The 22,088-nt window shown below is 72.5% G+C and carries 24 protein-coding genes, 1 tRNA gene and 1 riboswitch; of the genes, 8 read left to right on the plus strand and 17 right to left on the minus strand.

The features are described from left to right. Positions 1-41: 41 nt before the first annotated feature. A riboswitch (FMN riboswitch) is annotated at positions 42-176 on the minus strand. 165 nt (positions 177-341) lie between these two features. The 3 genes from EDF48_RS08420 to EDF48_RS19395 all read right to left on the minus strand — a co-directional run bounded on the left by EDF48_RS08420 (position 342) and on the right by EDF48_RS19395 (position 5,942). Further along, positions 342-2,735 (minus strand): DUF2156 domain-containing protein, encoded by a 2,394-nt coding sequence (locus EDF48_RS08420; RefSeq protein ID WP_123938591.1) that lies wholly within the window; start codon positions 2,733-2,735, stop codon positions 342-344. 91 nt (positions 2,736-2,826) lie between these two features. Beyond that, the gene (locus EDF48_RS08425) at positions 2,827-4,533 is read right to left on the minus strand and encodes a hypothetical protein (RefSeq protein ID WP_131879341.1); all 1,707 of its coding nucleotides are present in this window, start codon (positions 4,531-4,533) and stop codon (positions 2,827-2,829) included. Positions 4,534-4,622: 89 nt separating this feature from the next. Further along, positions 4,623-5,942 carry a hypothetical protein gene (locus EDF48_RS19395; RefSeq protein WP_131879343.1) on the minus strand — a complete coding sequence of 440 codons (1,320 nt, stop codon included), beginning with the start codon at positions 5,940-5,942 and terminating at the stop codon, positions 4,623-4,625. 111 nt (positions 5,943-6,053) lie between these two features. Here EDF48_RS19395 and EDF48_RS08435 point away from each other — a divergent pair, with 111 nt between their 5' ends. Beyond that, complete coding sequence (locus EDF48_RS08435) at positions 6,054-6,485, plus strand: GNAT family N-acetyltransferase (protein WP_123292065.1); 432 nt, start codon at positions 6,054-6,056, stop codon at positions 6,483-6,485. 40 nt (positions 6,486-6,525) lie between these two features. On the opposite strand, the gene EDF48_RS08440 is transcribed toward EDF48_RS08435, so the two are convergent. Both EDF48_RS08440 and EDF48_RS19545 read right to left on the minus strand, forming a co-directional pair. Continuing rightward, positions 6,526-7,053, minus strand: coding sequence for an Lrp/AsnC family transcriptional regulator (locus EDF48_RS08440; protein ID WP_123292064.1), 528 nt, complete (start codon positions 7,051-7,053; stop codon positions 6,526-6,528). A 9-nt stretch (positions 7,054-7,062) separates the two neighbouring features. Further along, positions 7,063-7,629 carry a TetR/AcrR family transcriptional regulator gene (locus tag EDF48_RS19545; RefSeq protein ID WP_131879345.1) on the minus strand — a complete coding sequence of 189 codons (567 nt, stop codon included), beginning with the start codon at positions 7,627-7,629 and terminating at the stop codon, positions 7,063-7,065. Between the two features lie 113 nt (positions 7,630-7,742). Between EDF48_RS19545 and EDF48_RS08450 the strand changes: the two genes are divergently transcribed. Together EDF48_RS08450 and EDF48_RS08455 are read left to right on the plus strand one after the other, a co-directional pair. Continuing rightward, positions 7,743-9,218 carry an MFS transporter gene (locus tag EDF48_RS08450; protein WP_123292062.1) on the plus strand — a complete coding sequence of 492 codons (1,476 nt, stop codon included), beginning with the start codon at positions 7,743-7,745 and terminating at the stop codon, positions 9,216-9,218. A gap of 197 nt (positions 9,219-9,415) precedes the next feature. After that, positions 9,416-9,856 carry a phage holin family protein gene (locus EDF48_RS08455; RefSeq protein ID WP_131845725.1) on the plus strand — a complete coding sequence of 147 codons (441 nt, stop codon included), beginning with the start codon at positions 9,416-9,418 and terminating at the stop codon, positions 9,854-9,856. A 20-nt stretch (positions 9,857-9,876) separates the two neighbouring features. Here EDF48_RS08455 and EDF48_RS08460 read toward each other — a convergent pair whose 3' ends face one another. Next, positions 9,877-10,383, minus strand: coding sequence for a hypothetical protein (locus EDF48_RS08460; protein ID WP_123292060.1), 507 nt, complete (start codon positions 10,381-10,383; stop codon positions 9,877-9,879). Between the two features lie 38 nt (positions 10,384-10,421). Further along, entirely contained in the window at positions 10,422-10,811 is a 390-nt protein-coding gene (locus EDF48_RS08465) for a DUF5997 family protein (protein WP_123292059.1), read from the minus strand. A gap of 33 nt (positions 10,812-10,844) precedes the next feature. On the opposite strand from EDF48_RS08465, the gene EDF48_RS08470 reads away from it, so the two are divergent. Continuing rightward, a complete protein-coding gene (locus EDF48_RS08470; protein WP_159573285.1) occupies positions 10,845-11,666 on the plus strand; it encodes a LysR family transcriptional regulator substrate-binding protein in 822 nt (273 codons plus the stop codon). Further along, a complete protein-coding gene (locus tag EDF48_RS08475) occupies positions 11,663-12,133 on the plus strand; it encodes a GNAT family N-acetyltransferase (protein WP_131879349.1) in 471 nt (156 codons plus the stop codon). Before EDF48_RS08470 ends, EDF48_RS08475 begins: the two co-directional genes overlap by 4 nt. A 63-nt stretch (positions 12,134-12,196) precedes the next feature. Here EDF48_RS08475 and EDF48_RS08480 read toward each other — a convergent pair whose 3' ends face one another. The 6 genes from EDF48_RS08480 to EDF48_RS08505 all read right to left on the minus strand — a co-directional run bounded on the left by EDF48_RS08480 (position 12,197) and on the right by EDF48_RS08505 (position 16,803). Beyond that, entirely contained in the window at positions 12,197-13,009 is an 813-nt protein-coding gene (locus tag EDF48_RS08480; protein ID WP_207906677.1) for a DJ-1/PfpI family protein, read from the minus strand. A gap of 50 nt (positions 13,010-13,059) precedes the next feature. Continuing rightward, positions 13,060-13,686 carry a DNA-3-methyladenine glycosylase I gene (locus tag EDF48_RS08485; protein WP_131879351.1) on the minus strand — a complete coding sequence of 209 codons (627 nt, stop codon included), beginning with the start codon at positions 13,684-13,686 and terminating at the stop codon, positions 13,060-13,062. Between the two features lie 49 nt (positions 13,687-13,735). Continuing rightward, a complete protein-coding gene (locus tag EDF48_RS08490; RefSeq protein WP_131845730.1) occupies positions 13,736-14,152 on the minus strand; it encodes a VOC family protein in 417 nt (138 codons plus the stop codon). A 140-nt stretch (positions 14,153-14,292) separates the two neighbouring features. Beyond that, entirely contained in the window at positions 14,293-14,508 is a 216-nt protein-coding gene (locus tag EDF48_RS08495) for a hypothetical protein (protein ID WP_131879353.1), read from the minus strand. Positions 14,509-14,774: 266 nt separating this feature from the next. After that, positions 14,775-15,110: a hypothetical protein gene (locus tag EDF48_RS08500; protein WP_131879355.1), complete on the minus strand. Its 336-nt coding sequence runs from the start codon at positions 15,108-15,110 to the stop codon at positions 14,775-14,777. 22 nt (positions 15,111-15,132) lie between these two features. Further along, positions 15,133-16,803, minus strand: coding sequence for a sodium:solute symporter family protein (locus EDF48_RS08505; RefSeq protein WP_123292052.1), 1,671 nt, complete (start codon positions 16,801-16,803; stop codon positions 15,133-15,135). Positions 16,804-16,945: 142 nt separating this feature from the next. Between EDF48_RS08505 and aroQ the strand changes: the two genes are divergently transcribed. Then, positions 16,946-17,389 carry a type II 3-dehydroquinate dehydratase gene (aroQ, locus tag EDF48_RS08510; RefSeq protein WP_111084329.1) on the plus strand — a complete coding sequence of 148 codons (444 nt, stop codon included), beginning with the start codon at positions 16,946-16,948 and terminating at the stop codon, positions 17,387-17,389. A 282-nt stretch (positions 17,390-17,671) separates the two neighbouring features. Then, the gene (locus EDF48_RS08515; protein ID WP_131879357.1) at positions 17,672-18,724 is read left to right on the plus strand and encodes a Gfo/Idh/MocA family oxidoreductase; all 1,053 of its coding nucleotides are present in this window, start codon (positions 17,672-17,674) and stop codon (positions 18,722-18,724) included. A 116-nt stretch (positions 18,725-18,840) separates the two neighbouring features. On the opposite strand, the gene EDF48_RS08520 is transcribed toward EDF48_RS08515, so the two are convergent. Then, the gene (locus tag EDF48_RS08520; protein ID WP_165901113.1) at positions 18,841-19,437 is read right to left on the minus strand and encodes an NAD(P)H-dependent oxidoreductase; all 597 of its coding nucleotides are present in this window, start codon (positions 19,435-19,437) and stop codon (positions 18,841-18,843) included. Between the two features lie 91 nt (positions 19,438-19,528). On the opposite strand from EDF48_RS08520, the gene EDF48_RS08525 reads away from it, so the two are divergent. Then, positions 19,529-20,077, plus strand: coding sequence for an MSMEG_6728 family protein (locus tag EDF48_RS08525; RefSeq protein WP_243698066.1), 549 nt, complete (start codon positions 19,529-19,531; stop codon positions 20,075-20,077). Between the two features lie 69 nt (positions 20,078-20,146). Here the strand turns inward: EDF48_RS08525 and EDF48_RS19075 are convergent. The 3 genes from EDF48_RS19075 to EDF48_RS08540 form a co-directional block, all read right to left on the minus strand. Beyond that, positions 20,147-20,228, minus strand: a tRNA-Ser gene (locus EDF48_RS19075). Between the two features lie 322 nt (positions 20,229-20,550). Then, on the minus strand, positions 20,551-20,817 hold the full coding sequence (locus EDF48_RS08535; protein WP_123938580.1) for a hypothetical protein: 267 nt from the start codon (positions 20,815-20,817) through the stop codon (positions 20,551-20,553). A gap of 93 nt (positions 20,818-20,910) precedes the next feature. Then, complete coding sequence (locus EDF48_RS08540) at positions 20,911-22,086, minus strand: cysteine desulfurase family protein (RefSeq protein ID WP_131879359.1); 1,176 nt, start codon at positions 22,084-22,086, stop codon at positions 20,911-20,913. Between the last annotated feature and the right edge of the window lie 2 nt (positions 22,087-22,088).

The raw sequence follows: 22,088 nt of genomic DNA on the forward strand, positions 1-22,088 counted from the left end.
GACGGACGGGTCGTCCCACGCAGGATGGGTCGTCTCGTCCGCCAGCGCGCCTCCCATCCGGACTCTCACCGTCGGTCCCGGAGTTTCACCGAGTCAACCTCTGCCGGGTTCGCACCCGTCATCAGTTCGTGGACTGTCACCACCGGTTCGGAATTGCACCGACCCCGGAGCGCTTGCGTAGTCGGAACGATACCCCAGACCGGTGACCGACGCGTCGGGCCGGAGCGGGGCACGTAACGGGGCGACGCGGCGCACGACCGGGAGCCCGGGGCGGGCCCGCACCGCGCCTCCCGTCCGCCGCCCGGTCGCGTCCACCGCACCGGCCCGTCGACCGTGCCGCCTCAGCCGCGTCCGCGCGCGAGCGCGACCGCCTGCCGCAGGGACAGGTCCGGCAGGTACGCCCGGACGACCGCGAGGCCGATCGACGGCAGCGCGACCGGGTCGGGGTAGGCGAGGACGAGCGGGTGCAAGTCGGGGCCGAACTTCTGCTTGAACCGGAGCAGCGACCGGAAGCCGTAGACCGGTTCGAGGACTCCCCCGACGAGCTCGAGCAGGCTCTGCACGCCGTCGCTCGGTGCAGCGTTCTCGCCCGCCTGCGCGAGCGGTGCCGCCGACAGGCTGAGTCGTTCGACGCCGTCGTCGCGCATCCGTTCGGCGGCGCTCGCGACGAGGAACTCCATCACGCCGTTCGGCGCGGCCTCGGTCCGGCGCATGACGTCGAGGGTCCAGCCGACGACCCGCCCCTCGCGGTGGCTCGGCAACCAGCTCGTCACGGCGAGCACCCGCCCGGTGGCGTCCTGCGCGACGAGCGTCCGGACGGCGGGGTCGCGCATCTCGTCCACCCCGCCGAGCGTGAAGCCCATCTCGGGGAGCTCGCGCTCGGAGACCCACTCCTCCGAGATCGCCTCGATCTGCCGTGCCGTCGACGGCGGCAGGTCCTGCCAGGACGACCAGGTGGCGGTGATGCCCTCGCGGCGGGCCCGGTTCACGGCGGTGCGGACGTCCTGCTTGCGCTTGCCCGTCGTCGTCCACGTGCGGGGGTCGAGGTCGGCGTCCTCGGCGACCGGCAACGTCGACCACCCCTGCGTCGTGAGCAGCTCGGCCGTCCCGGCGTCGATGCCGTAGAAGACCGTCGTCCACCCGTTGTCGTCGCAGTACCGGGCGAAGTCCGTCATCGCGGCGGCGCGGGCATCCGGGTAGCCGAACGGGCCACCCACGGTGACGGCCACCCCACCGTTGCGCCGGAACGCCACCCCGGCGCGCCCGTCGGCCGCGAACCAGTAGGCGTTGCCGCGCCAGGTCGTCATCCACCCGAAGGTGTCGCCGCCGCCCGCGAGCACCAGCGCCCGGGCCCGTTCGCGGTCGGACCGGGAGCCGTCCGCGTCGGTGTCGGGTTCCACTGCGCCGGTGGGCCGGACCGCGGCGAGCGCGACGACGAACCAGAGCACGGGGCCGGCGAGTCCGATCACGATGCGCAGCGCCGTGCCGAGTGAGGGCAGTTGCTCCCAGAAGGTCAGCGGCGAGAGGGGGCCGAGGGCGGCGACGGCGAGCCGGAGCGGGTCCTCGACGTGCTCCGGGGCCGACGCCGCGAACACCGCGACGGTGCCGACCACGACGGCGACCGCCGCGACGACGGTCACCGCGAAGGCGACCACACGCCGCCGTGAGGGCAGCACGGTGAACGACCGGCGCCGGAGCACGAGGACGGCCGCGGTCGCGAGGGGCACCACGATCGACGCACCGACCGACAGCGCCGTGACGAACTCGTCGGCGGTGCCCTGCAGCCCACCGGCCCGCGCCGGCAGCACCCCGTAGGTCACCGCGGCCGCGACCGCCGTCACCACGTCGACCGCCACCACGAGCCAGACGGCGAACCGGCTGCCCCGGAAGAGCCCGAGGCCGCCCACCACGAGGACGAGCAGCGGCGCGATGGCGAGCAGCAGCGTCCACGGGTCCGTCGCCCGGTACGCGAGCAGCGCGCGGAGGCACTGCCCAGCGGCCCCGTCGGTGCCGCAGCCGCTCACGGGGGTGACCGGCCCGGTGCCGAGCACCGCGGCGATCGGCGCGAGCAATCCGATCCGTGCGCGGGAGACGAGCGCCACCACGGGGCCGATCGCCGACACCAGCACGACCGTCCCGAGCAGGACCCGGGTCTCGCGGTGCGAGCTGCGCACCCATCCGCCGCGCTCCGGGGTGCGGCGGAGCAGCTCACCGAGCACCCACCCCGCGGCGGCGGCGAGCACCGCGTACAGGTCGGAGGCGTGTCCGGCGTAGAGCAGGAGCGCGGCCACGACGGCGAGCGCGTTCACCCGGATGCGTCGTCGCCAGAGCGGTCCGGCGAACGCGCTCGCGGTGACGATCGTCCCGACGATCGCGGTCCAGGGGTCGAAGGCCGTCGCCCGCCCGAGCAGCAGGCCGGTGAGGTCGCGGCCGTCCGTGTCGACGAACGCGGTGAGCGCGCCGGCCGCGGTGCCGACGACCGTGGTGACGACGAACGCCAGGGCGGTCCGCCACGACCCCATCAGCCGCTCGGCGGCACCGACGAGGACGACGACGCCGGCGATCGTGGTGAGCAACGCGACCGCGCCGGTGGACGCCGCGAAGATCCGGAAGGGCCCGTACGAGGCCGGGTCGGCACCGTGCAGCACCCGGACGACGATGCCGAAGACCGCGGTCGCGACCACGAGGAACGTGATGGCGGCCGTCACCGGATGCCGGACGAGGGCGGAGCGCACCCCCTCATGGTGGTGCCGGCCGGCCGTTCGGACAACTCCGGGCACGGTGACGAGGGGCGCCGGCGGTGCGACGCCCCTCGGTCACCTGCTGTCAGCGCGTCCCGTCGGTGTCGACCGCCGAGTGCCGGCGACGGAGCACGAGCGTGCCCGCCCCGGCGAGCAGCAGCAGGAGCGCGAACCCGACGGGGACGACCGGCGAGGTCGCTCCCGTGTAGGCGAGCGCGGTCGCGCCGTCACCGGCGGCACTCACCGTGTCGGCCACCGTCCGAGTGACGGCCGAGATCCCGCTGGTCGCGGCGGCCGTGGTGGTCACCACACCCTCCGTGGAGGCCCGGGTCGGCCCGTCCGCGCCGGTGGCACCGGCCGGGGTGGTCACGGTTCCGGGCACGGTGCCGTCGCCGGCGTCCGTCCCGTCACCGGGGGTCGTGCCCGGGTCCGTACCGGGGTCGGTGCCCGGGTCCGTACCGGGGTCCGTGCCGTCGCCCGGGGTCGTGCCCGGGTCCGTACCCGGGTCTGCGCCGTCGCCGGGCGTCGTGCCGGTGCCCGGCGTGGTGGCGGTACCGTCGCCGACGACGCCGATGCCGTTCCCACCGATGGTGATCGGCAGGCTGATCACCGGGACCACCTGGGTGCCGGAGAGCAGGCCACCGTCACCGGAGGTCGCACCCCCGGCGGACGGGGTCGTGCTGCTCGGGGTGGTGCCCGCCGGGGTCGCCCCGCCGGTGCTGGTGCCGTCGCCGACCACGCCGATGCCGTTCCCGCCGATGGTGATCGGGACCGCGACCACCGGGGCCACCTGGGTGCCCGAGGCGGTGCCGTCCGCCCCGTCCGTCGTGCCACCGGCAGCCGGAGCCGGACCGGCAGCCGTGCCGGTGCCCGCGGCGGGCGTCGTGCCCGCCGAGGTGCCGTCACCGAGTAGCCCGATGCCGTTGCCGCCGATCGTGACCGGGACGTCGACCAGTCCGCCGACCTGCGTGCCGGAGAGCAGCCCGTCGTCGCCGGACGTGCTCGGCGTGGTCGTGGCCGGAGCGGCCGGTGCCGGCGTCGCCGCCGGGCCGGACCCCGCAGCGGTGCCGTCCCCGAGCACCCCGATGCCGTTGCCGGACACCGTCACCGGGACCGACACGACCGGGGCGACCTGGGTCCCCGAGGCTGTGCCGTCCTCACCCGAGGTGACCGGTGCCGGAGCAGCGGGCTCGGCCGGTGCTGCCGGGGTGGAGGCCGCCGGGGTGGGCGGCGTCGTGGTCGACGCCGCGTCACCGCCGACGGCGACCGCGTTGCCACCGACCGTGACGGGGACGGTCACGGCGCCGGCGATCTGGGTCCCCGAGCCGGTGCCGTCCGAACCGGACGTGGTCGGAGCAGCGGCGGCAGCCGGAGCAGGCGCAGCCGGAGCAGCAGCCGGGGCCGACACCGCGTCGCCACCGACGGCGACGGCGTTGCCACCGACGGAGACCGGGGCGGTCACCGCCGGCGCCACCTGGGTGCCGGAGGCCGTGCCGTCGGCGCCCGAGGTCGTCGGCGCGGGAGCTGGGGCCGGTGCAGGAGCGGCGGCTGGAGCTGCAGGAGCCGCGGGCGCCGCGGCGGGCGAGGTCACCGACGACACCGCGTCGCCGAGCACCCCGAGGGCGTTGCCGGTGAGGGACACCGGAGCGTCCACCGACGGAACCACCTGGGTTCCGGACACGGCGCCGTCCGCTCCGGAGGTCGTGGCAGCGTTCGCCGCTGCCGCCCCTCCGAGCGTGAGGCCGCCGACGAAGAGGGCGAACCAGAGCCCTCTCGAGACGTACTTGTTCATGGTCGTACTCCCTGATCGAGATCGTTGGCCGACCGCGGTCGCGGGTCGGTGTGTGTGCGTGCCTGCCGTGCCGGACAGGCGCACCGATCTCAGTCAGGGGCGACGTCGTGCTCGCCGACGACCGATGCGGGGACCGCGTCGTCGGAGAGCGTGCCGCGAGACCCCGCGGCGAGGGAGACGATGTCGTCGGTCGAGCCGACGATGCCGACGGCTGCGACGCCGCCGGGAGTCGAGGTGGCACTGCCCCCGAGGACGCCCGCGCCGCCCTGGCGGTCGGACGGCGCTCCGTGGCCGTCGCCCGGCTCGGGGACGAGCAGGGCGGTGCCGCCCAGCGTCGCGTCCTGCACGGCACCAGCGACGGGGCCGGCGAGCGGTCCGGTCACGAAGGTGGACGGCGTGGTCACGCCCGACCGGCGTCCGGCGTCAGGAACGGACGCTCCGTCCGCGCCCGTCGACGCGACCGTGGGCACGGACGGGGTCCTCGCCGGGGCGGCCGCCAGCGGCGGTCGCGCGGACGGGACAGCTGAGCCGGGCACGCCGGACGGGGTGGTGCCGACGACGACCGGAGGTGCGGGGACGTCGATGACGGGATCCGTGCCTCCTGGCAGGACGCCACCGACCGACGGGACCACGCCCGCGACGACGTCGGGGACCTGTCCGACGATCGTGCCGACACCGCCGAGGGTGTCGTCGACCAGGCCGGTGACCGGAGCGGTGACCGTGCCGAGGGTGTCGCCGCCGACGACGGGGCCGACCACCGGGACGCTGCCGACCACGTGGTCGACAGTGTCGACGACCGTGGTCACGGGTCGCGCGTCGGCGATCGTCTGCACGGTCCCGGTGACGGGGCGCAGTGCCGTCGCGACGGTGTCGGTGACGGGCCGGGAGGCGGTGCCCACGTGCTCGACGACGCCCTGCACCAGGTGCGTGGCCGGCTCGGCCGCAGGGGCGGTCGTGGCCGGCACCGCGGGCGCGGTCGCCGGAGCGGCGGGGGCCGGAGCTGCGGGAGCCGGAGCTGCTGGGGCGGGGGCGACGGGAGCCGGCGCGGGCGCGGGCGCTGCCGGGGGTGCCGGGGCCGGCTTCGGGGGTGCCGGTGCCGGTGCCGGTGCTGGTGCTGGTGCCTGCTTCGGAGCTGGCGCAACCGCTGCGCGGACGGGGTCCACGACGCCGCCGACGACCTGTCCGACACCGCCGGACACGTCGTGCACGGTCTCGCCGAGCCCGTCGACCACACCGCTGACGATCCCGCGCTGCTGCGTCTGGGCGGGCGGAGTGGACGCGGCCTCGGCAGCCGAGGCCGGACGGGCCCCGAACGCCAGGGACAGCAGCACGAGGGCAGCGAGGGTCCCGACGCCCAGCAGGGCGATCCGGAGCACCGCGAGCCAGGGGGCGCGCGACGTCGTGTCCATGCGCTCACCTCCTGAACTCGGCTGCGCACGTAGAGTGGTTGACCGGCAATGTACGCCGGTCCGCTCCGGAACGCACCCCGTTCTGGAAGAAATTCTCAGGAAAGGCCGTCCGTGGTCTCGATCTTCTCCGCCCCGACCCGCAACCTGGACATCGTCACGCTGCACGAGATCCTCCGCCTGCGACAGGACGTCTTCGTCGTCGAGCAGGGGGCCGCGTACGGCGACATCGACGGGCGTGACCTCGAGCCCGGCACCGTGCAGTTCTGGGCGGGCCAGGGCTCGGTGGACGCCACGCTCCGGCTCCTGCGCGAACCCGACGGCACCGAGCGCATCGGCCGGGTCGTCACGGCGGCGCACGCCCGCGGGCAGGGCCTGTCCGGGCGGCTGATCGAGGCCGCGATCGCCGAGTCCCGCTCCGCGAGCATCGCCCTCGGCGCCCAGTCGCACCTCGAGCAGTGGTACGCCCGCTTCGGGTTCGTGCGCTCCGGGGACGAGTACCTCGAGGACCGGATCCCGCACGTCCCGATGACCCGGCAGCGCTGACCGGACCGGCTCGTCAGGCGCGTCTGCGTGGGCGGGCTCGTCAGGCGCGCCAGCGGCGGAGCTCGTCGAACGAGCGGCCCTGCGTGGACCGGTCGGCGACGAGCCGCTCGAACACGATGTTCGTCTGGGTCGTCGCCACCGACGGGTCGCCGCTGAGCTCGTCGGCGACGAAGTCCCGCAGCTGCTCGGTCGACTCGCACGCGATGTGCACGAGGAAGTCCTTGTCGCCGGCCAGGAACGAGACGTCCTGCACGACGGGCACCCGGAGCAGTCGCTTCGCGAAGTCCCGGAGTTCGTGGCGGGCCGCGGCGTGGACCCGGACGGAGACCATCGCCTCGATCGAGAAGCCGAGGCGCGCGATGTCGACCTCGGCCCGGTAGCCGCGGATCACCCCGGCGTCCTCGAGGGCCCGGACCCGGGTGAGGCACGTCGACGGCGCGATGCCCACCGCGGCGGCGAGTCGGTTGTTCGGGATCCGGGCGTCGCCGGCCAGGGTCCAGAGGATGCGCTCGTCGACCTCGTCGAGGCGCGGGGCGGGGTCGGGACGGCGGGCTGGTCGGTCGGACACGGCTCGACGCTACCGCGACGGTGCGAGCAGGGCGCGGAGCGCGTCGTCGAGTGCCCCGGCCACGACGTCGTCGTCGGCCGACGCGAGCGGCTCCACCGCGGTGGACCGCCGGAGCATCGTCATCCCGAGCACCACCGACAGCGCGATCTCGGCTCGGACGAGCAGTTCCTCGGTGACCTCGCCGCCGACGGCCGTGGCGAGCCGTTCCGCGTACCGGCGGAGGGTCTCGCGGCGGATGGCGTCGGCACCGTCGTCGCCGGAGGACCGGAGCAGCAGCATGAGCTGGAGGGAGTCGTCGTCCGTCGGCGCGCGGACCACGTGTGACACCAGGCCGGCCAGCGCGCGCTCGAGGCCGCGCTCGACGGGCTGCTCGGCCCCGAGGTCCTCCACCACCCGGTCGAGGCAGGCACGGAACAGCCCCTCCTTCGAACCGAAGTAGCGGTTGATCAGCGCGACGTTGACCCCGGCGTCGGCGGCGATGTCGCGCACCGTCGTCGCCTTGTACCCGTCGAACGCGAACCGGTGCCGCGCCGCCCGCACGAGCAGCAGTCGGGTGGCGGCGGCGTCCTTGCTCATGGGTCGAAGCGTACCGGCCAGAACCGGGATGTAAGCAAGTGTTGACATCGCGTGAGAACTGCGTACCCTCGTCGAGTCAGCAATTGTTTACATCACCCGAGACACGGAGCACGATGACCGACACCATGCAGAGCCCCCGCACGGGCTCGCACCCCACCACCGCCGGACACCGGCCGAACAGCACGGCGATCATCGTCTACCTGTCCCTCGGCGGTCTGTCGTTCGCGGTCCTGCAGTCGCTCGTCGCCCCGGCGCTGTCGACCATCGGACAGGACCTCGGCGCCTCGACGAGCGCGACGAGCTGGGTGCTCACCGCCTACCTGCTCTCCGCGTCGGTGCTCACGCCGATCCTCGGTCGCCTCGGCGACATGATCGGCAAGCGCAAGGTCCTGATCGTCGTGCTGTCGATCCTGCTCGTCGGCGCCGTGCTGGCCGCGCTGGCACCGAACCTCGGCGTCCTCATCGTCGGCCGTGCGCTGCAGGGCGCCGCCGGCGCGGTGATGCCGCTGTCGATCGGCATCGTCCGCGACGAGCTGCCGAAGGAGAAGGTCAGCGTCACGATCGGTCTGCTCTCCGCGATCTTCGGCATCGGCGCTGGCGTCGGCATCGTCGCCGCCGGCCCGATCGTCGAGCATCTGTCGTGGCACTGGCTGTTCTGGCTGCCCGCCGTGCTCGTCGTCATCGCCCTGCTCGGCGCGATCTTCGGCATGCCGGAGTCGCCGGTCCGCAAGCCCGGCCGCCTCGACATGGTCGGCACGTTCGTCCTCGCCGTCTCGCTCGTGTCGATCCTGCTGGCCGTCAGCGAGGGCGAGACCTGGGGCTGGGGTGACGGCAAGACCATCGGCCTGCTGGTCCTCGGCGCCGTGGCACTGGTCGCGTTCGTCCTGGTCGAGCTCCGCGTCGCCGAACCGCTCATCGACGTCCGCCTGTTCGCCGTCCGCGGCGTCTGGACGGCCCACGTCGTCGCGCTCGTCTTCGGCTTCGCGATGTTCGGCACCTTCGTGCTCGTGCCGACCCTGCTGCAGCTGCCGAGCGCACTCGGCTACGGCTTCGGCAAGGACGTCACCCAGGCCGGTCTCTTCCTGCTGCCGACCGTCCTGATGATGATCGTCGCCGGGCCGATCGCCGGCATCCTCGTCCGCAAGGTCGGTCCGAAGCCGCCCATGCTGCTCGGCGGGATCGCCATCGTCGCGGCGTTCCTGCTGCCCGCGATCGCGCACGGTGAGCTCTGGCAGGTCGTCGTCTCCGGCGTCCTGACCGGCATCGGCATCGGCCTGGCCCTCGCCGCGTGCTCGAACGCCATCATCGAGAGCGTCCCCGCGAACCAGACCGGCGAGGCCATCAGCGCCAACACCGTCGTCCGTACGATCGGCTCGAGCGTCGGCACCGCGGTCATCGCGGCGCTCATCACCTCGCACAGCACCCCGCAGGGTCTGCCGACGGACGACGCCTTCACCATCGGGTTCTGGGCGTGCACCGGCGTGGCGGTCCTCGCCGTGCTCGCCGCGCTCGCGGCCCCGTCGATGCGCGCGCGCCGCGCAGCGGCGGCGGCCCGTGGCATCGACGACCTCGAGGAGATCGCCGAGTAGGGCTCTCGGCCCGACCACCCCGGGAGGCCCGTCCTGCGTCGTCGACGCGGGGCGGGCCTCCCGGCGGTCGCGCCCACCGCCACCGGCGGCTCCGCAAGCTGGGAAGCGACCGAGCACGCCGCCGCCGACGTGACGATCATCGGACCGGACGCGTCACAGCAGGTGGACGCGATCACCGCGCCCCGGACAGGAGACCCATGAGCACCACGGACCACGACGACACCACGACCAGCAGCAAGCCGTCCTTCCGCGACACGGTCACCGCCGGCCTGGTGCAGAAGGCGCTGGAACCCGTGCTGCGCGCCGTCCGTGACGAGGTGGCCTCGGCTCGGCGGGAGATCAGCGAACGGGCGAACGGCGCGAAGACCGGGCTGGTGCTCACCGGCGCCGCGGTGGCCTTCGCACTGACCACACTCGTGCTGCTTGCCGGCCTCGTGGTGGCGCTCCTGGCCCTGGCACTGCCGATCTGGGCCGCGACGGGGATCACGTTCATCGTGTTCGCCGTCGTAACCGCGATCCTGTTCGTCGTCGGACTCCGAGGCATCCGACGGGGCGTGCCGCCGGTGCCGAAGGACACCCTCCGCGCAGCGAAGGACCGTGTCACGCACACGGGCGACGCGTCGCCCACGACCGACTGAGCCCCGACAGCGCTCGAGCGCTACATCGCGAGGGTCATGCCGACGACGGCGACCGTCATCGCGAAGACCTCGCCGCTGCGCACGGCCCGGCGGTCCTCCTGCGCCCACTCGTACCGCAGGAGCCACCCGCTGAACGCGCAGTAGCCGATCACGCCGGCACCGAGCACCGCGGACAACGCGATGCCGTGTCCCGCGTGCCCGTCGGCGACGCCGGTCGCGTGGCCCATCAGGAGCATGCCGGCCATCACGACCGCCGACAGCGCGCGGTGCACGTCCATCGGCTCGGCGCGGCGGCCGTCGGCACGGCGTCGGCGCATCACCGGCAGCGGTGCGAGCAACAGCAGGAGCGTCGCCGCGAAGAGCGTCCACACCGCACCCGCGTGCACCACGGGCATGAGCATCGCGACGAGCATCACCGCAGCCGGCACGATCACGCCGGGGCGCGGTCGGTAGCGGTCACCGACGATGCAGCACACCGACGCGAACTGCGGCACGACGAGCATGGCGTCGGCGACGGTCTCGTGCACGGCGGGTCCTCAGCTGCGGCGGCGCGGTGCCGGGCGGGTCAGTCCTCGGCGCGGGCAGCGGCCTTGGCGGCGCGCTCCTGCTTCACACGGGCGTTCTCGACGTGCACGGCGGCCTGCGTCTCGCGCTCACGGACGAGCCACTCGGGCTTCTGCTCGAGCAGCGTCTTGATCTCCGCCGTGGTGAGCGCGTCGTCGATCCCCGCACGGGTCAGCCCCGAGATCGAGATGCCGAGCTTCTGCGCCACGACGGGTCGCGGGTGCGGGCCGTCGCGTCGGAGGTCCTCGAGCCACGTCGGGGGTTCGGTCCGGAGCTCGTCGAAGGCGGTCCGTGTGACGGGAGCGCCCTGGAAGGACTCCGGAGCGGCCGCCAGCAAGATGCCGAGCTTCTTCGCAGCCGTTTCGGGCTTCATGGTCTGTTCCTGCGCCATGCCCCCTAGAGTACGGCCCCTATGCTCGTCTGCATGACCGCGGCACTCACCATCGCATTCGTGCCCGGGGTCTCCCCGGCCAAGTGGGCCCGTGTCTGGCGGGATCGACACCCCTCGATCGAGCTGCGACTGCGGCCGATCGGGTCCGACGACGTCGACGACACGCTCGCCGGCGAGGTCGACATGGTCTTCGCACGCATGCCCGTCTCCGACCAGCACAACGCCATCCCGCTCTGGACTGAGACCGCCGTGGTCGCGATGCCGAAGGACTCCCCCCTCGCCGACCTGGCCGAGGTGGACCTCGCCGACGCCGAGGTGCACGTCGTCGACGCCGGTCCGGTGCCGGCCGACATCGCCGCCGCGCTCGACCTGGTCGAGGCGAACGTCGGCGTGGTCGTGCTCCCCCAGTCGCTCTTCCGCGCGGCGAGCCGCAAGGACCTCGTCGCGCGCCCGCTCTTCGGCGCCCCCGGCACGCAGATCGCGCTGGTCTGGCGTGACGAGGACGCCACCGAGACCACCGAGGAGTTCATCGGCGTGGTGCGCGGACGCACCGCCAACAGTTCGCGGAACCAGCCGACCGGCACCGATCGCGACGTCGAAGAGGCCCTGCGTGCGGCAGGCGGCGGTTCCAAGGCCGGTGGCGGCTCCGACGGGTCGGGCAAGGGCGCAGCAGGCAAGGGCGGGTCGGCCAAGGGCGGAGCGGGTGCCGGAGGCGCCGGCGGCAAGGCGAAGGCCAAGTCGCCCGGCAGCGGCAAGTCCGGCAGCGGCAAGAAGTCGAACACCGGCAAGGGCCCAACCCCCGGCCGCGGGAAGATGCGCGGCAAGCCGAGCCGGGGTTCGAAGGGCAACCGATGACGGACACGCGCCTGCAGGAGATGCCGGCCACGCGCCTCCCGGCCTGGCTCGACCGGACCATGGCCGAGTACGTGGCGTCACGGATGCAGGCGGGCGAGACCCGCGAACAGGCCGAGGCGAACAAGCAGAAGTCGCTCGACCAGTGGTTCCCGGGCGGGTCCCCGGCCGACGGGCACCTGGTGTGGGACGTCCTCGACCAGGACGACACCACGGTCGGGTACCTCTGGATCGGGCCGTTGGCTCCGGGCGGGACCGACTGGTGGGTGTTCGACGTCGAGATCGACGAACCGCACCGTCGTCGCGGATACGCCCGACGTGCGCTCGAGCTCGGCCACCAGGCCGCAGCGGAGCACGGCGCGACGAGCATCGGGCTCAACGTGTTCGGCTACAACACCGGCGCGCAGGACCTGTACGCCTCGCTCGGGTACGAGGTCACGGCGACGCAGATGCAGAAGCCGCTGGCCTGAGGGTTCTGCCGCTGGGTTCAGCCGCGTCGTCGCGGCAGGTGCTTCGTCAGGGCAGCTGCGTCGTCACGGCAGGACGGCAGCCGCTGCGCGGGTGACCCGGTCCCCGCGCGCTGCCTCGGCCGCAGCCCGTGCACGGGCGACCACGACGGCGTCGGCGCGCTCCGCGGAGCCCGCGTCGAACGGCGGCTGCGGGTCGTACTCGATCTGCAGCTGGATCGCCTCGGCCGCTGCCTGCCCCGCGAGCTCGGCCGCCAGCCACAGCGCCATGTCGATGCCCGCACTGACGCCGGCCGCCGTGACGACGGCACCGTCGTCGACGATCCGCTCGTCGACCGGTTGCGCACCGAACGCCTCGAGCATCGGCTTCGACGCCCAGTGGGTCGTCGCACGCTTGCCGGCGAGGAGTCCCGCGGCACCGAGGACGAACGCGCCCGTGCAGACCGAGGTCACCCAGGTGGCGCGCTCGGCCTCGCGCCGGACGAACCCGATGACCTCGGGGTCGAGCATCGCGTCGAAGGCACCGTCACCGCCGGGGACCACGAGGACGTCCGCCGGACCCGCGTCGGCGATGGTCGTCGTCGGGACCAGCGCGAACCCGCAGTCGGTCGGCACCGGGTTGAGCGTCGCCGCCACGTACTCGACGCGTGCGCCGGGCACCCGGGAGAGCACCTGCGCCGGGCCGGTGAAGTCGAGCTGCGTCAGGTCCGGGAAGAGCAGGAAGGCGATCCGAACCTCGGCGGGGTCGTGACCCGGCGCCGTCGCCGCGTCCCCGGCCGTGTCCGGCGCGGGGGCGGGCACGTCGACGGGCACGTCGACGACGTCGGCGTCGACCGGGTGGACAGGACGCACGCGCGGGTTCGGCTGGTCGGTGCTCATGCCGCGACCCTAGCCCGGTGCCCTCGCCGGCGGTGGGGTCGGCGTCCTGGTCAGTTCCAGACGCCCGAGGTCCCGCGCCGGTGGCTGCCGAGCAGGTGCGTGTCGACGATGCCGAGCGCCTCCATCAGGGCGTGCATCGTGGTCGGACCGACGAACGCGAAGCCGCGCTTCCGCAGTGCCTTCGACAGTGCGACGGACTCGTCGGAGGTCGTCGGGACCTGGGCGTACGACTCCGGTTCGGGCGTCGTCGCCGGACGGAACGACCAGACGAAGTCGGACAGCCCGCCGTCCTGCCGCAGGGCGACCGTCGCGTTCGCGTTCGTGATGGTCGCGAGGATCTTCGCCCGGTTCCGGACGATGCCGGCGTCGGCCATCAGCCGAGCGACGTCGTCCTCGCCGAAGCCCGCGACGGTGTCGGGGGCGAAGTCCGCGAACGCCGCACGGAACGCCGGACGCTTCGCCAGGATCGTGCGCCAGGACAGGCCGGACTGGAATGCCTCGAGTGACAGCCGCTCGAACACCCCGCGCTCGTCCCGGACGGGCATGCCCCATTCGGTGTCGTAGTAGTCGCGGAGCAGCTCGTCCGTCGATGCCCACACCGGCCGGGCGAGTCCGTCGTCGCCGATCACCAGGTCGGAGTGGGGCGCGGGCTCGGTGGCTGCGGGCTCGGTGCTCATCGCACCATCCTGGCGTGCGCCGCCGATACCCTCGTTGCCGACCGTGTGGTCACTCGGCCGGCGGGCCGTCCTGGGCGGCCTGCGGGTCCATCCACACGTACTCCCACCGGTGGCCGTCCGGGTCGGTGAAGCTCCGCTGGAACATGAAGCCGAGGTCCATCGGCGCGCGGTCCTCGCTCCCGCCGGCCGCGACGGCGGCGTCGACGATGCGGTGCACCTCGTCCTTCGACCCGGCGGTGAGCGAGTTGATGACCTCGACGGTGCCGGCGTCGGCGATCGTCTTGTCGGTGAAGTCGGCGAACTTCGCGTGGGTGAGCACCATGACGTAGATCGTGTCGCTGATGACGATGCACGCAGCGGTGTCGTCGCTGAACATCGGGTTGATCGAGTAGCCGAGGGCTTCGTAGAACGCCTTCGAACGGTCGAGGTCGGTGACGGGCAGGTTGATGAAGACCATCGTGTCCATAGGGAGGTTCCTTTCGTCACGCTCAACCTGGCCCGTGGCGCGGTGATGCGCAACCGTTCCGTCGCGGTACGGACTGATACGCGATATTCTGGACCGATGCGGGCGTACGTCGATGAATCGGAGCCGGGCGGCGGGCGCGATCACACGACGTACGTCATGGCTGCCGTGGTCATCACGGCGTCCGCCTGCGAAGCGGCACGTGTGGACGTGCGGGCGGCGGGGCACGAGATGACGGCGACCGGTCGATGTTCGATGCCCTTCGACGACGAGGAGTCGGCGTTCCGGTGCGACACGAGCACGTCCGCGGGGTCGATGAACCACTGGTCGCACTGGCTGATCTTGCTTGCGGTGCGCACGTGGCGGGCCTCGACGACGAGCTCGACAGCACCCTTGTCCGCGTGGGGTGAACGACCCTGGACAGCGCAAAACCCCGGTCCCGCGCTGGCTGCAGGATTCTCCGGGGCTCACTTTCGACCGAGCAGCACGCGGTCGACATATCAATTTTACGAGTCCAGCGCGGGCCACGTCAAGTGATCCAGGACACCGACTCGGAACGACGAAGCCGCTGTCGTGCGACAGCGGCTTCGTCGCCCCGGGTCGGCTCAGTGGCGCGCGACCGAGGTCAGGCGGACGCGCGGCCCTCGCCTGCGGCCTTCTGGTCGGCCTCGGCCTCGGCCTGGCCGATGATGTCCTCGGCCGGCACCGGGTTCAGGCGGTCCCAGAGGAAGAACAGCAGGCCGCCGACGAGCATCGACAGTCCGACCCACAGGTTGATGTGGATGCCGCCGGTCTTGTCGGGGTCGGTGTCCCAGTGGACGATGCCGACGATCGTCACGATGACGCCGTAGAGCACGAACAGGCCGCCGAGGATGCGGCGCAGGTCGAGACGACGGGTCGAGCGGACGAGGGCGGCCTTCTGCTCCTCGGTCAGCGCGCCGGGGGTGGTGGTGTCACTCATGGTCGGTGATCTCCTTCGCGGATCAGAGGAACGGCAGGTACAGGACGACGCACAGGATCAGTGCGACGGTGCCGAGCAGTGCGGGCGAGCGGTACCAGGCGGTGTCGGTCGCGACGGAGTCGCCGTGCAGGTCGATCTTGCCGATGCCGTAGACCAGACCGCCGAGCTCCTTCTCGTCCTTGGGCGTGGTGAACATCGAGACGATGAACCCGACGATCAGGACGGTCACGAACGAGATGATCGCGCCGTACAGGGTCTCGGCGGTCGCCGTGGCGAACAGGTCCGGGTTCACGAGGTACGCGATCCAGGTGATCGTCGGCGTGACGATGCCGAGCACGTAGCCCCAGAGCGCACCCTGCGTGGTCATCCGCTTCCAGAGCAGGCCGAGGATGAAGACGGCGAACAGCGGCGCGTTGAAGAACGAGAACAGCGTCTGCATGTACGTCATGATGTTCGACGCCTGGGCCGCGATGAACGCGGTCGCGATGCCCACCAGGACGCCGACGACGGTGACCCAGCGACCGGTCTTCAGGTAGTGGATGTCCGGCATGTTCGGCTTGATGTAGCGCTGCCAGATGTCGTACGTGAAGACGGTGTTGAACGACGAGACGTTGGCCGCCATGCCGGCCATGAACGACGCGAGCAGGCCGGTCACCGCGACGCCGAGGACACCGGTCGGCAGGTACATCTGGATGAGCTTCGGGATCGCGTCGTTGTAGGTGAGCGAGCCGTCGGCGAACTGGTTGCCGACGACCGCCGCGGCGATGAGACCGGGGATCACGACGATGGCCGGGATGAACAGCTTCGGGATCGCGGCGATGAGCGGGGTCCGGCGTGCCGCGGACATGTTCTTCGCCGAGAACGCGCGTTGCACCTCGGTGAAGTTGGTGGTCCAGTAGCCGAAGCCGAGGACGAAGCCCAGGCCGAGCACGATCGCGAGCCAGTTGGCGCCGATCGGGTTGGTCACATCACCGAAGCCGGTGCCGGCCCACGCCTGCAGGTGCTGCACGCCTTGGGTCTTCACGATGGCAGACGACAGTCCGTCCCAGCCGCCGACGCGGTGCAGACCGACGATCGTCAGCGGGATGAGCCCGGCGATGATCACGAAGAACTGCATGACCTCGTTGTAGATCGCGCTGGAGAGCCCGCCGAGGGTGATGTAGACGAGCACGAAGCCGGCGGACACGACGATGGCCAGCCACTCCGGCCAGCCGAGCATCGCCTCGATGACGATGGCCATGGCGTAGAGGTTGATGCCCGCGATGAGCACGTTCGACACCGCGAACGCGATCGAGTTCACCAGGTGCGGGGCCTTGCCGAAGCGGCGGAGCATGAACTCCGGCACCGACCGGACCTTCGAGCCGTAGTAGAAGGGCATCATCACGAGCCCGAGGAACACCATGGCCGGCACCGCGCCGACCAGGTAGTAGTGCAGGGTCGCCATGCCGATCTGGGCACCGTTGGCGGCCATGCCGAGGATCTCGGTCGCACCGAGGTTCGCGGACACGAAGGCCAGGCCCGTGATCCACGCCGGCATCGAGCGCCCGGACAGGAAGAAGTCCATGCTCGTCCGGACCTGTTTGCGGGCGGTGAACCCGATCCCGATGACGACCGCGAAGTACACGATGACCATCAGGTAGTCGACCCAGCCCAAGTCGAGCCGGATCCCTTCGTTCGCTGCAGCGAGAACCATTCAACATCTCCACGTCAGTGTGTTGCAGTCGACAACTCCGCCGACCCGGACGGAGACGTTACACCGAATTGTGACCGTTCACATAGCCGAGGCATGTGTCTGCCGGCGGTACCCCGTGGCCCGCGATCGCTAGGCTCGCCCCATGACCGACCAGGCGCGCATCCTCGTCCTCAACGGACCGAACCTCGACATCCTCGGGCGGCGCGACCCGGAGCAGTACGGCACCGTGACGCTCGCCGAGCTCGAGGCGATCGTGCACACCGAGTCAGCCGTGCACGGGCTGGACGCGGACTTCCGCCAGACGAACCGCGAGGGCGAACTGGTCGAGTGGCTGCACGAGGCCCTCGACGACTTCGCCGCGGTCGTGATCAACCCCGCGGCCTACGCACACACCTCGGTCGCGCTGCACGACGCGGTCGAGGCGCTGTCCGTCCCCGTCGTCGAGGTGCACCTGTCGAACACGTGGAAGCGCGAGCCCTTCCGGCACGTCGACCACGTCGCCACCGCCGCGACCGCGGTCATCGCCGGCGCGGGCGCCGACGGCTACCGCCTGGCCGTCGCGCACGTCGCGTCCCTCATCGCCTGACGCCCGTCACGCCGCACGGGCGTCTCTCGCCCCGCCGAGGTTCCGAGATCTCGGAACCTCGGCGCCGCTGCCGCCTCGGAGTGGAACCTCGGCGTCACGCGGACGGCAAGTCGTGGAACCTGGCGGTCGCACGTCGCGCCCGTCACGCCCGTCACGCGCGCACGTCGCGCCCGACACGCGCGCAAAAGGCGGACGGGAGGCCCGTGGCGGGGCCGCCGCGGGCCTCCCGTCCGCCTCGTTGGAACGTTCCCAACGCGGGCTGGACGCGCTAGGTTCATATGTATGGACAAAGTGCGCATCGGACTCGTCGGCTACGGCATCGGAGGGCGGGCATTCCACCGCCCGTTCCTGCTGGACGCGGCAGGCATCGACCTCGTCGGCGTCGTCGCCCGCTCGGCCGCGAAGCGCGAGCAGCTCGCGACCGACCTGCCCGGCGTCACCGTGCACGACTCCCTCGGTGACCTGATCGCCGCGGGCGTCGACGCCGTCGTCGTCACCACTCCCCCGTCCACCCGGCGCGAACTCGTCCTGCAGGCGATCGCCGCCGGGATCGCCGTCGTCGCGGACAAGCCGTTCGCCCCGGACCCGGCCACCGCCCGCGAGATCCGGCAGGCCGCTGCCGACGCCGGCGTCGTGATCACGCCCTTCCACAACCGCCGCTGGGACACCGACCTCGCCACCCTCCGGAGCGTGCTGGACGCCGGACGGGTCGGGGCGCCGCTGCGCTTCTGGTCCCGCTTCGACATGGTCGAGCGGCACGGCATCGCGACGGGGATCGGCGGCGGTGTGCTCTCCGACATCGGATCGCACCTGGTCGACCAGGCCGTGTCGTTGTTCGGACCGATCGCCCGGGTGTCCTGCGCGCTCGACGTCCGCGATGCCCGCTCGCTCGGCCGCGACCAGGACGGCCAGATCGACGCCGGCTTCACGCTCGCAGCGACGCACGTGTCCGGCGTCGAGTCCGTCCTGACGTCGAACAAGGCCGGGTGGCTGGGTGCACGGCAGCTCCGCCTCGACGGTGTCGACGGGACGTACGAGGCCACGAGCACCGACGTGCAGGCACAGGCAGCCGTGGCGGGTGCGTCACCTGCCGACGACCGGTCGACCTGGGGAGTCGAGCCCTCGCCCGGGACCCTCACGACGGAGTCCGGCACGATCGACGTCCCGTCGGCGCAGAGCTCCTACACGGACTACTACGAGCGGTTCGCGCGTGCCGTCCGCGGGCTCGGTCCGGTGCCGGTGCCCGTCGACGACGCGGTGCACGTGGTCGAGGTGCTCGACGCGGCGCGCCGGTCGGCGGCGTCGGGCGAGACGGTCACCGTCCCCGCTCCGTAGCGCGTTCTTTCCCACGACATCTGCGATGCGAGGTCGAATCGGGCGTACCTGGTGAGAACTCCAGACCAGGTACGCCCGAATCGACCAGGAACGCGCGGAAGGGCGGCGGCGCCGGGTCAGAAGTCCGCGGGGCGCCGCACGTCGGCCAGGCCGGCGGTGGCGAAGCCCCCGCGGATGATCGGGATCGCCCGGCGCACGGCCTGGTCGATGCGGAGTTCCAGGTCGACGTTGCCGATGTCGTAGCCACCTTCGCGCTTGGTGAAGTCGCGCTCGTTGCCGAACACCCCGATCGGCAGCGTCGTCGACTGGAAGAAGCCGAACAGCGGGCGCATCTGGTGCTCGACGAGCAGGGCGTGACGGTCGCTGCCGCCCGTCGCGGTCAGCAGGACCGGGGTGTCGACGAGGTCGTACTGCCCGATCCAGTCGAAGAACAGCTTGAACGCGCCGGAGTAGGCGGCGCGGAACGCCGGGCTGCCGACGACGAGCACGTCGGCGGCCTCGACGGTCTCGAGTGCCGCCCGGGTGCGCTCGGACATCGCCTCGCGCGACGACGCGGCACCGAGGTCGGCCAGGAGCGGGCCGATCTCGATGGTCTCGGTGCGGGCACCCTCGATCTCCTGCCCGAGGCGCGCCACCGTGGCCGCGACCAGGGTGGACGTCCTCGAGGGGTCCGAAGGGCTACCGCTGACGCCGACGACCAGTTCTCCACTCATGCGGTCGATGCTCACACGCCTGCCACCGAGGCGGTCCGCGTGTGACGACATGTGTCGGGTGCCAGGCCCCCCCCGGGTACCGTCCCTCGGCATGCAGACGTTCTTGCCGTACGCCGACTTCCGGGCCTCTGCCGAGGTCCTCGACGACCGACGTCTCGGCAAGCAGCGCGTGGAGACCCTGCAGGTGATGCGGGCGCTGACACTGCCGGGGTACGGCTGGCAGCACCACCCGGTCACCGCGATGTGGCGCGGCTACCGTCCGGCGCTGATGGCGTACCAGGAGGCGACGTGCCGCGTCTGGCTCGACCGCGGGCACGTGGACACCTGCCTGGAGAAGACGCTGCTGGACCTCGGGCGGGTCCCGGAGGACCTGGCGGCGTACGAGCGCGGCGACGTCCCGATCCCGCCGTGGAACGACGACGAGGCCCTGCACGCGTCACACCGCTCGAAGTTGGTGCAGAAGGCGCCGGAGCACTACCGCGCACTGTTCCCGGACGCGCCCGACGACCTCGACTACGTCTGGCCGGGCACGCCGGACGCACCGGGCACGCGGGACGCACCGGGCGCGCCGCACGCCCCGGGCAGCACGGCCGCAGCCGTCACGCCACCGGGATCCACCGCGCACCGTCGCGGCGCGTGACGACGGCGGAGCGGATCTCGACCACGTCGCGGAGGCCGTGCACGGCCCGGTCGCGCACGACCGCTGCCGTGGCGTCGTCGTCGGACTCGAACCGGACGACCGCGCACGGCACACCGCGCAGCAGGCGGACGTCCTGCGCCTCGACCACGGCGTGCTCGGCGACCAGCCGGGCCGCAGCGGGCAGGACGGCGTCGGGCGCGGTGCCGGCGGCGAGCGCGCCGATCGCCAGGGTCACACGGTACGAGGGCATGCCCCGACGGTAGCGGGAGCGGGAGACACCGGGAGCCCGCCGTGGGCTGCAGGGGAACTGACGTCGTTCAGGGGGTCGACGTCGGCCCACGGCGGGTCGCGGTGTGTGGCGGGACGCGACGACAGGGGGAACGTCGCGCCCCGCTCCGGATGTCGATCAGGGGTATCGGCATCCGGTCTGGGGCACCGGCCGGATCACGGGAGGAGCCGGGCGGTGTCGGACCTCAAGGGTGTTCGGTGTCCTCTCGGTACCGGTCCGTCTCGATCGGTGCGGGCATCGACCGTCGAGCGGCGGCGGGTCGGATCATGGGGAGCAGGGCGCTCCCGACGGTCGCGAGGGCTCCGACGGCGGCGATCAGCCCGAGGGGGGCGGTGCCGAGGTCGTGCTGCGCAGCCAGGGCGAGCGCGACGAGGGTCGCCGGTGCAGGCAGGAGCTGCACCGCTCGGAAGCGGTCGTCCCGTCGTGTCCGGGTCAACATCACGTTTGCCATGTGGACACTCTGGCGCAGATTCCGTGTCCGCATAAGGGGGGACACGACCCCACTCATGGAGTAGAACGTCTAGTACACCCTGGATGCGATGTCTCAGCCCAGAGCGCGGACGGTGGCCACGGCGTCCGCGACCGCTCCGACGACGACCGGTACGTCCTCCGCGGCGAGGGAACCGTCGAAGGTGAGTCGGAGCGCGGTCCGGGCGACCTCGTCCGGGATCCCGAGCGCGGTGAGCACGTGCGACGCCTCGGTGCTGCCGGCGGCGCAGGCGCTGCCCGACGAGGACACGACGTCGCGCTGTTCCAGCTCGAGCAGCACGGTCTCGCCGTTGACCCCGGGGAAGCAGAACGACGCGTGCCCGGGCAGTCGGTGCGCGCGCGACCCGGTCACGAACGCACCGGGGACGGCGGCGAGCACCCCGTCGAGCACGGCGTCACGGACGGTCGTCGCGGCGGCGGCGGAGGCAGCAACACCACCAGAGGCAGCAGCACCGGAGGCAGCAGCACCGCCGGCAGCCACCAGCCCGAGCGCCGTCGCGACCGCCACCGCGCCGGCGACGTCCTCGGTGCCGGAGCGTCGGCCCCGCTCCTGTCCCCCGCCATGCAGCAACGGTTCGACGGGCACCCCCGACCGGACCGCGAGCACACCGGTCCCCTTCGGCGCCCCGAGCTTGTGCCCGGAGAGCGACAGTGCGTCGACGCCCAGGACGTCGAGCCCGACCGGCAGCCACGGCGCGGACTGCACGGCGTCGGTGTGGAAGCGCGCGCCGACCGCGTGGGCCTCGGCGGCGAGCGCCGGGACGTCCTGCACGGTGCCGATCTCGTTGTCGGCGTGCGCGATCGACACGAGGGTCGTGTCCGGCCGGAGCGCCGCGCGCAGCACCGACGGGTCGACCAGGCCGTCCGACGCAACCGGCAGCACCGTGACGTCGAAGCCGTGGAAGCGTGCCAGGTACGCGCAGCTCTCGAGCACGGCCTCGTGCTCGATCGCGCTGGTGACGACGTGGCGTCCGCGTGGGGCGGCGAGCGCGATCCCCTTGACCGCGGTGTTCGCACCCTCGGTCCCACCCGTGGTGAAGACGACCTCGGCCGGTCGGCAGCCGAGCACGCCGGCGACCGTGGCCCGTGCGGCCGCGAGCCCGCGCGCGGCCTCGTCCCCGACACCGTGCGTCGACGACGGGTTGCCGAACACCCCGGTCAGGTACGGCCACATCGCCTCGAGGACCTCGCGGCGGACGGGGGTCGTGGCCGCCCGGTCCAGGTAGAACACGG

Source organism: Curtobacterium sp. PhB191 (genome assembly GCF_004346515.1).
In the GTDB taxonomy this organism is placed as follows: domain Bacteria; phylum Actinomycetota; class Actinomycetes; order Actinomycetales; family Microbacteriaceae; genus Curtobacterium.

What these genes read in the sequence shown, in the direction of transcription:
- EDF48_RS08425 (WP_131879341.1), bottom strand. Translation starts at nt 4,533, where the DNA reads ATGAACAAGTACGTCTCGAGAGGGCTCTGGTTCGCCCTCTTCGTCGGC.
- EDF48_RS19395 (WP_131879343.1), bottom strand. Translation starts at nt 5,942, where the DNA reads ATGGACACGACGTCGCGCGCCCCCTGGCTCGCGGTGCTCCGGATCGCC.
- EDF48_RS19545 (WP_131879345.1), bottom strand. Translation starts at nt 7,629, where the DNA reads ATGAGCAAGGACGCCGCCGCCACCCGACTGCTGCTCGTGCGGGCGGCG.
- EDF48_RS08450 (WP_123292062.1), top strand. Translation starts at nt 7,743, where the DNA reads ATGACCGACACCATGCAGAGCCCCCGCACGGGCTCGCACCCCACCACC.
- EDF48_RS08455 (WP_131845725.1), top strand. Translation starts at nt 9,416, where the DNA reads ATGAGCACCACGGACCACGACGACACCACGACCAGCAGCAAGCCGTCC.
- EDF48_RS08465 (WP_123292059.1), bottom strand. Translation starts at nt 10,811, where the DNA reads ATGGCGCAGGAACAGACCATGAAGCCCGAAACGGCTGCGAAGAAGCTC.
- EDF48_RS08470 (WP_159573285.1), top strand. Translation starts at nt 10,845, where the DNA reads ATGACCGCGGCACTCACCATCGCATTCGTGCCCGGGGTCTCCCCGGCC.
- EDF48_RS08475 (WP_131879349.1), top strand. Translation starts at nt 11,663, where the DNA reads ATGACGGACACGCGCCTGCAGGAGATGCCGGCCACGCGCCTCCCGGCC.
- EDF48_RS08480 (WP_207906677.1), bottom strand. Translation starts at nt 13,009, where the DNA reads ATGAGCACCGACCAGCCGAACCCGCGCGTGCGTCCTGTCCACCCGGTC.
- EDF48_RS08485 (WP_131879351.1), bottom strand. Translation starts at nt 13,686, where the DNA reads ATGAGCACCGAGCCCGCAGCCACCGAGCCCGCGCCCCACTCCGACCTG.
- EDF48_RS08490 (WP_131845730.1), bottom strand. Translation starts at nt 14,152, where the DNA reads ATGGACACGATGGTCTTCATCAACCTGCCCGTCACCGACCTCGACCGT.
- EDF48_RS08500 (WP_131879355.1), bottom strand. Translation starts at nt 15,110, where the DNA reads ATGAGTGACACCACCACCCCCGGCGCGCTGACCGAGGAGCAGAAGGCC.
- EDF48_RS08505 (WP_123292052.1), bottom strand. Translation starts at nt 16,803, where the DNA reads ATGGTTCTCGCTGCAGCGAACGAAGGGATCCGGCTCGACTTGGGCTGG.
- aroQ (WP_111084329.1), top strand. Translation starts at nt 16,946, where the DNA reads ATGACCGACCAGGCGCGCATCCTCGTCCTCAACGGACCGAACCTCGAC.
- EDF48_RS08515 (WP_131879357.1), top strand. Translation starts at nt 17,672, where the DNA reads ATGGACAAAGTGCGCATCGGACTCGTCGGCTACGGCATCGGAGGGCGG.
- EDF48_RS08520 (WP_165901113.1), bottom strand. Translation starts at nt 19,437, where the DNA reads ATGAGTGGAGAACTGGTCGTCGGCGTCAGCGGTAGCCCTTCGGACCCC.
- EDF48_RS08525 (WP_243698066.1), top strand. Translation starts at nt 19,529, where the DNA reads ATGCAGACGTTCTTGCCGTACGCCGACTTCCGGGCCTCTGCCGAGGTC.
- EDF48_RS08535 (WP_123938580.1), bottom strand. Translation starts at nt 20,817, where the DNA reads ATGGCAAACGTGATGTTGACCCGGACACGACGGGACGACCGCTTCCGA.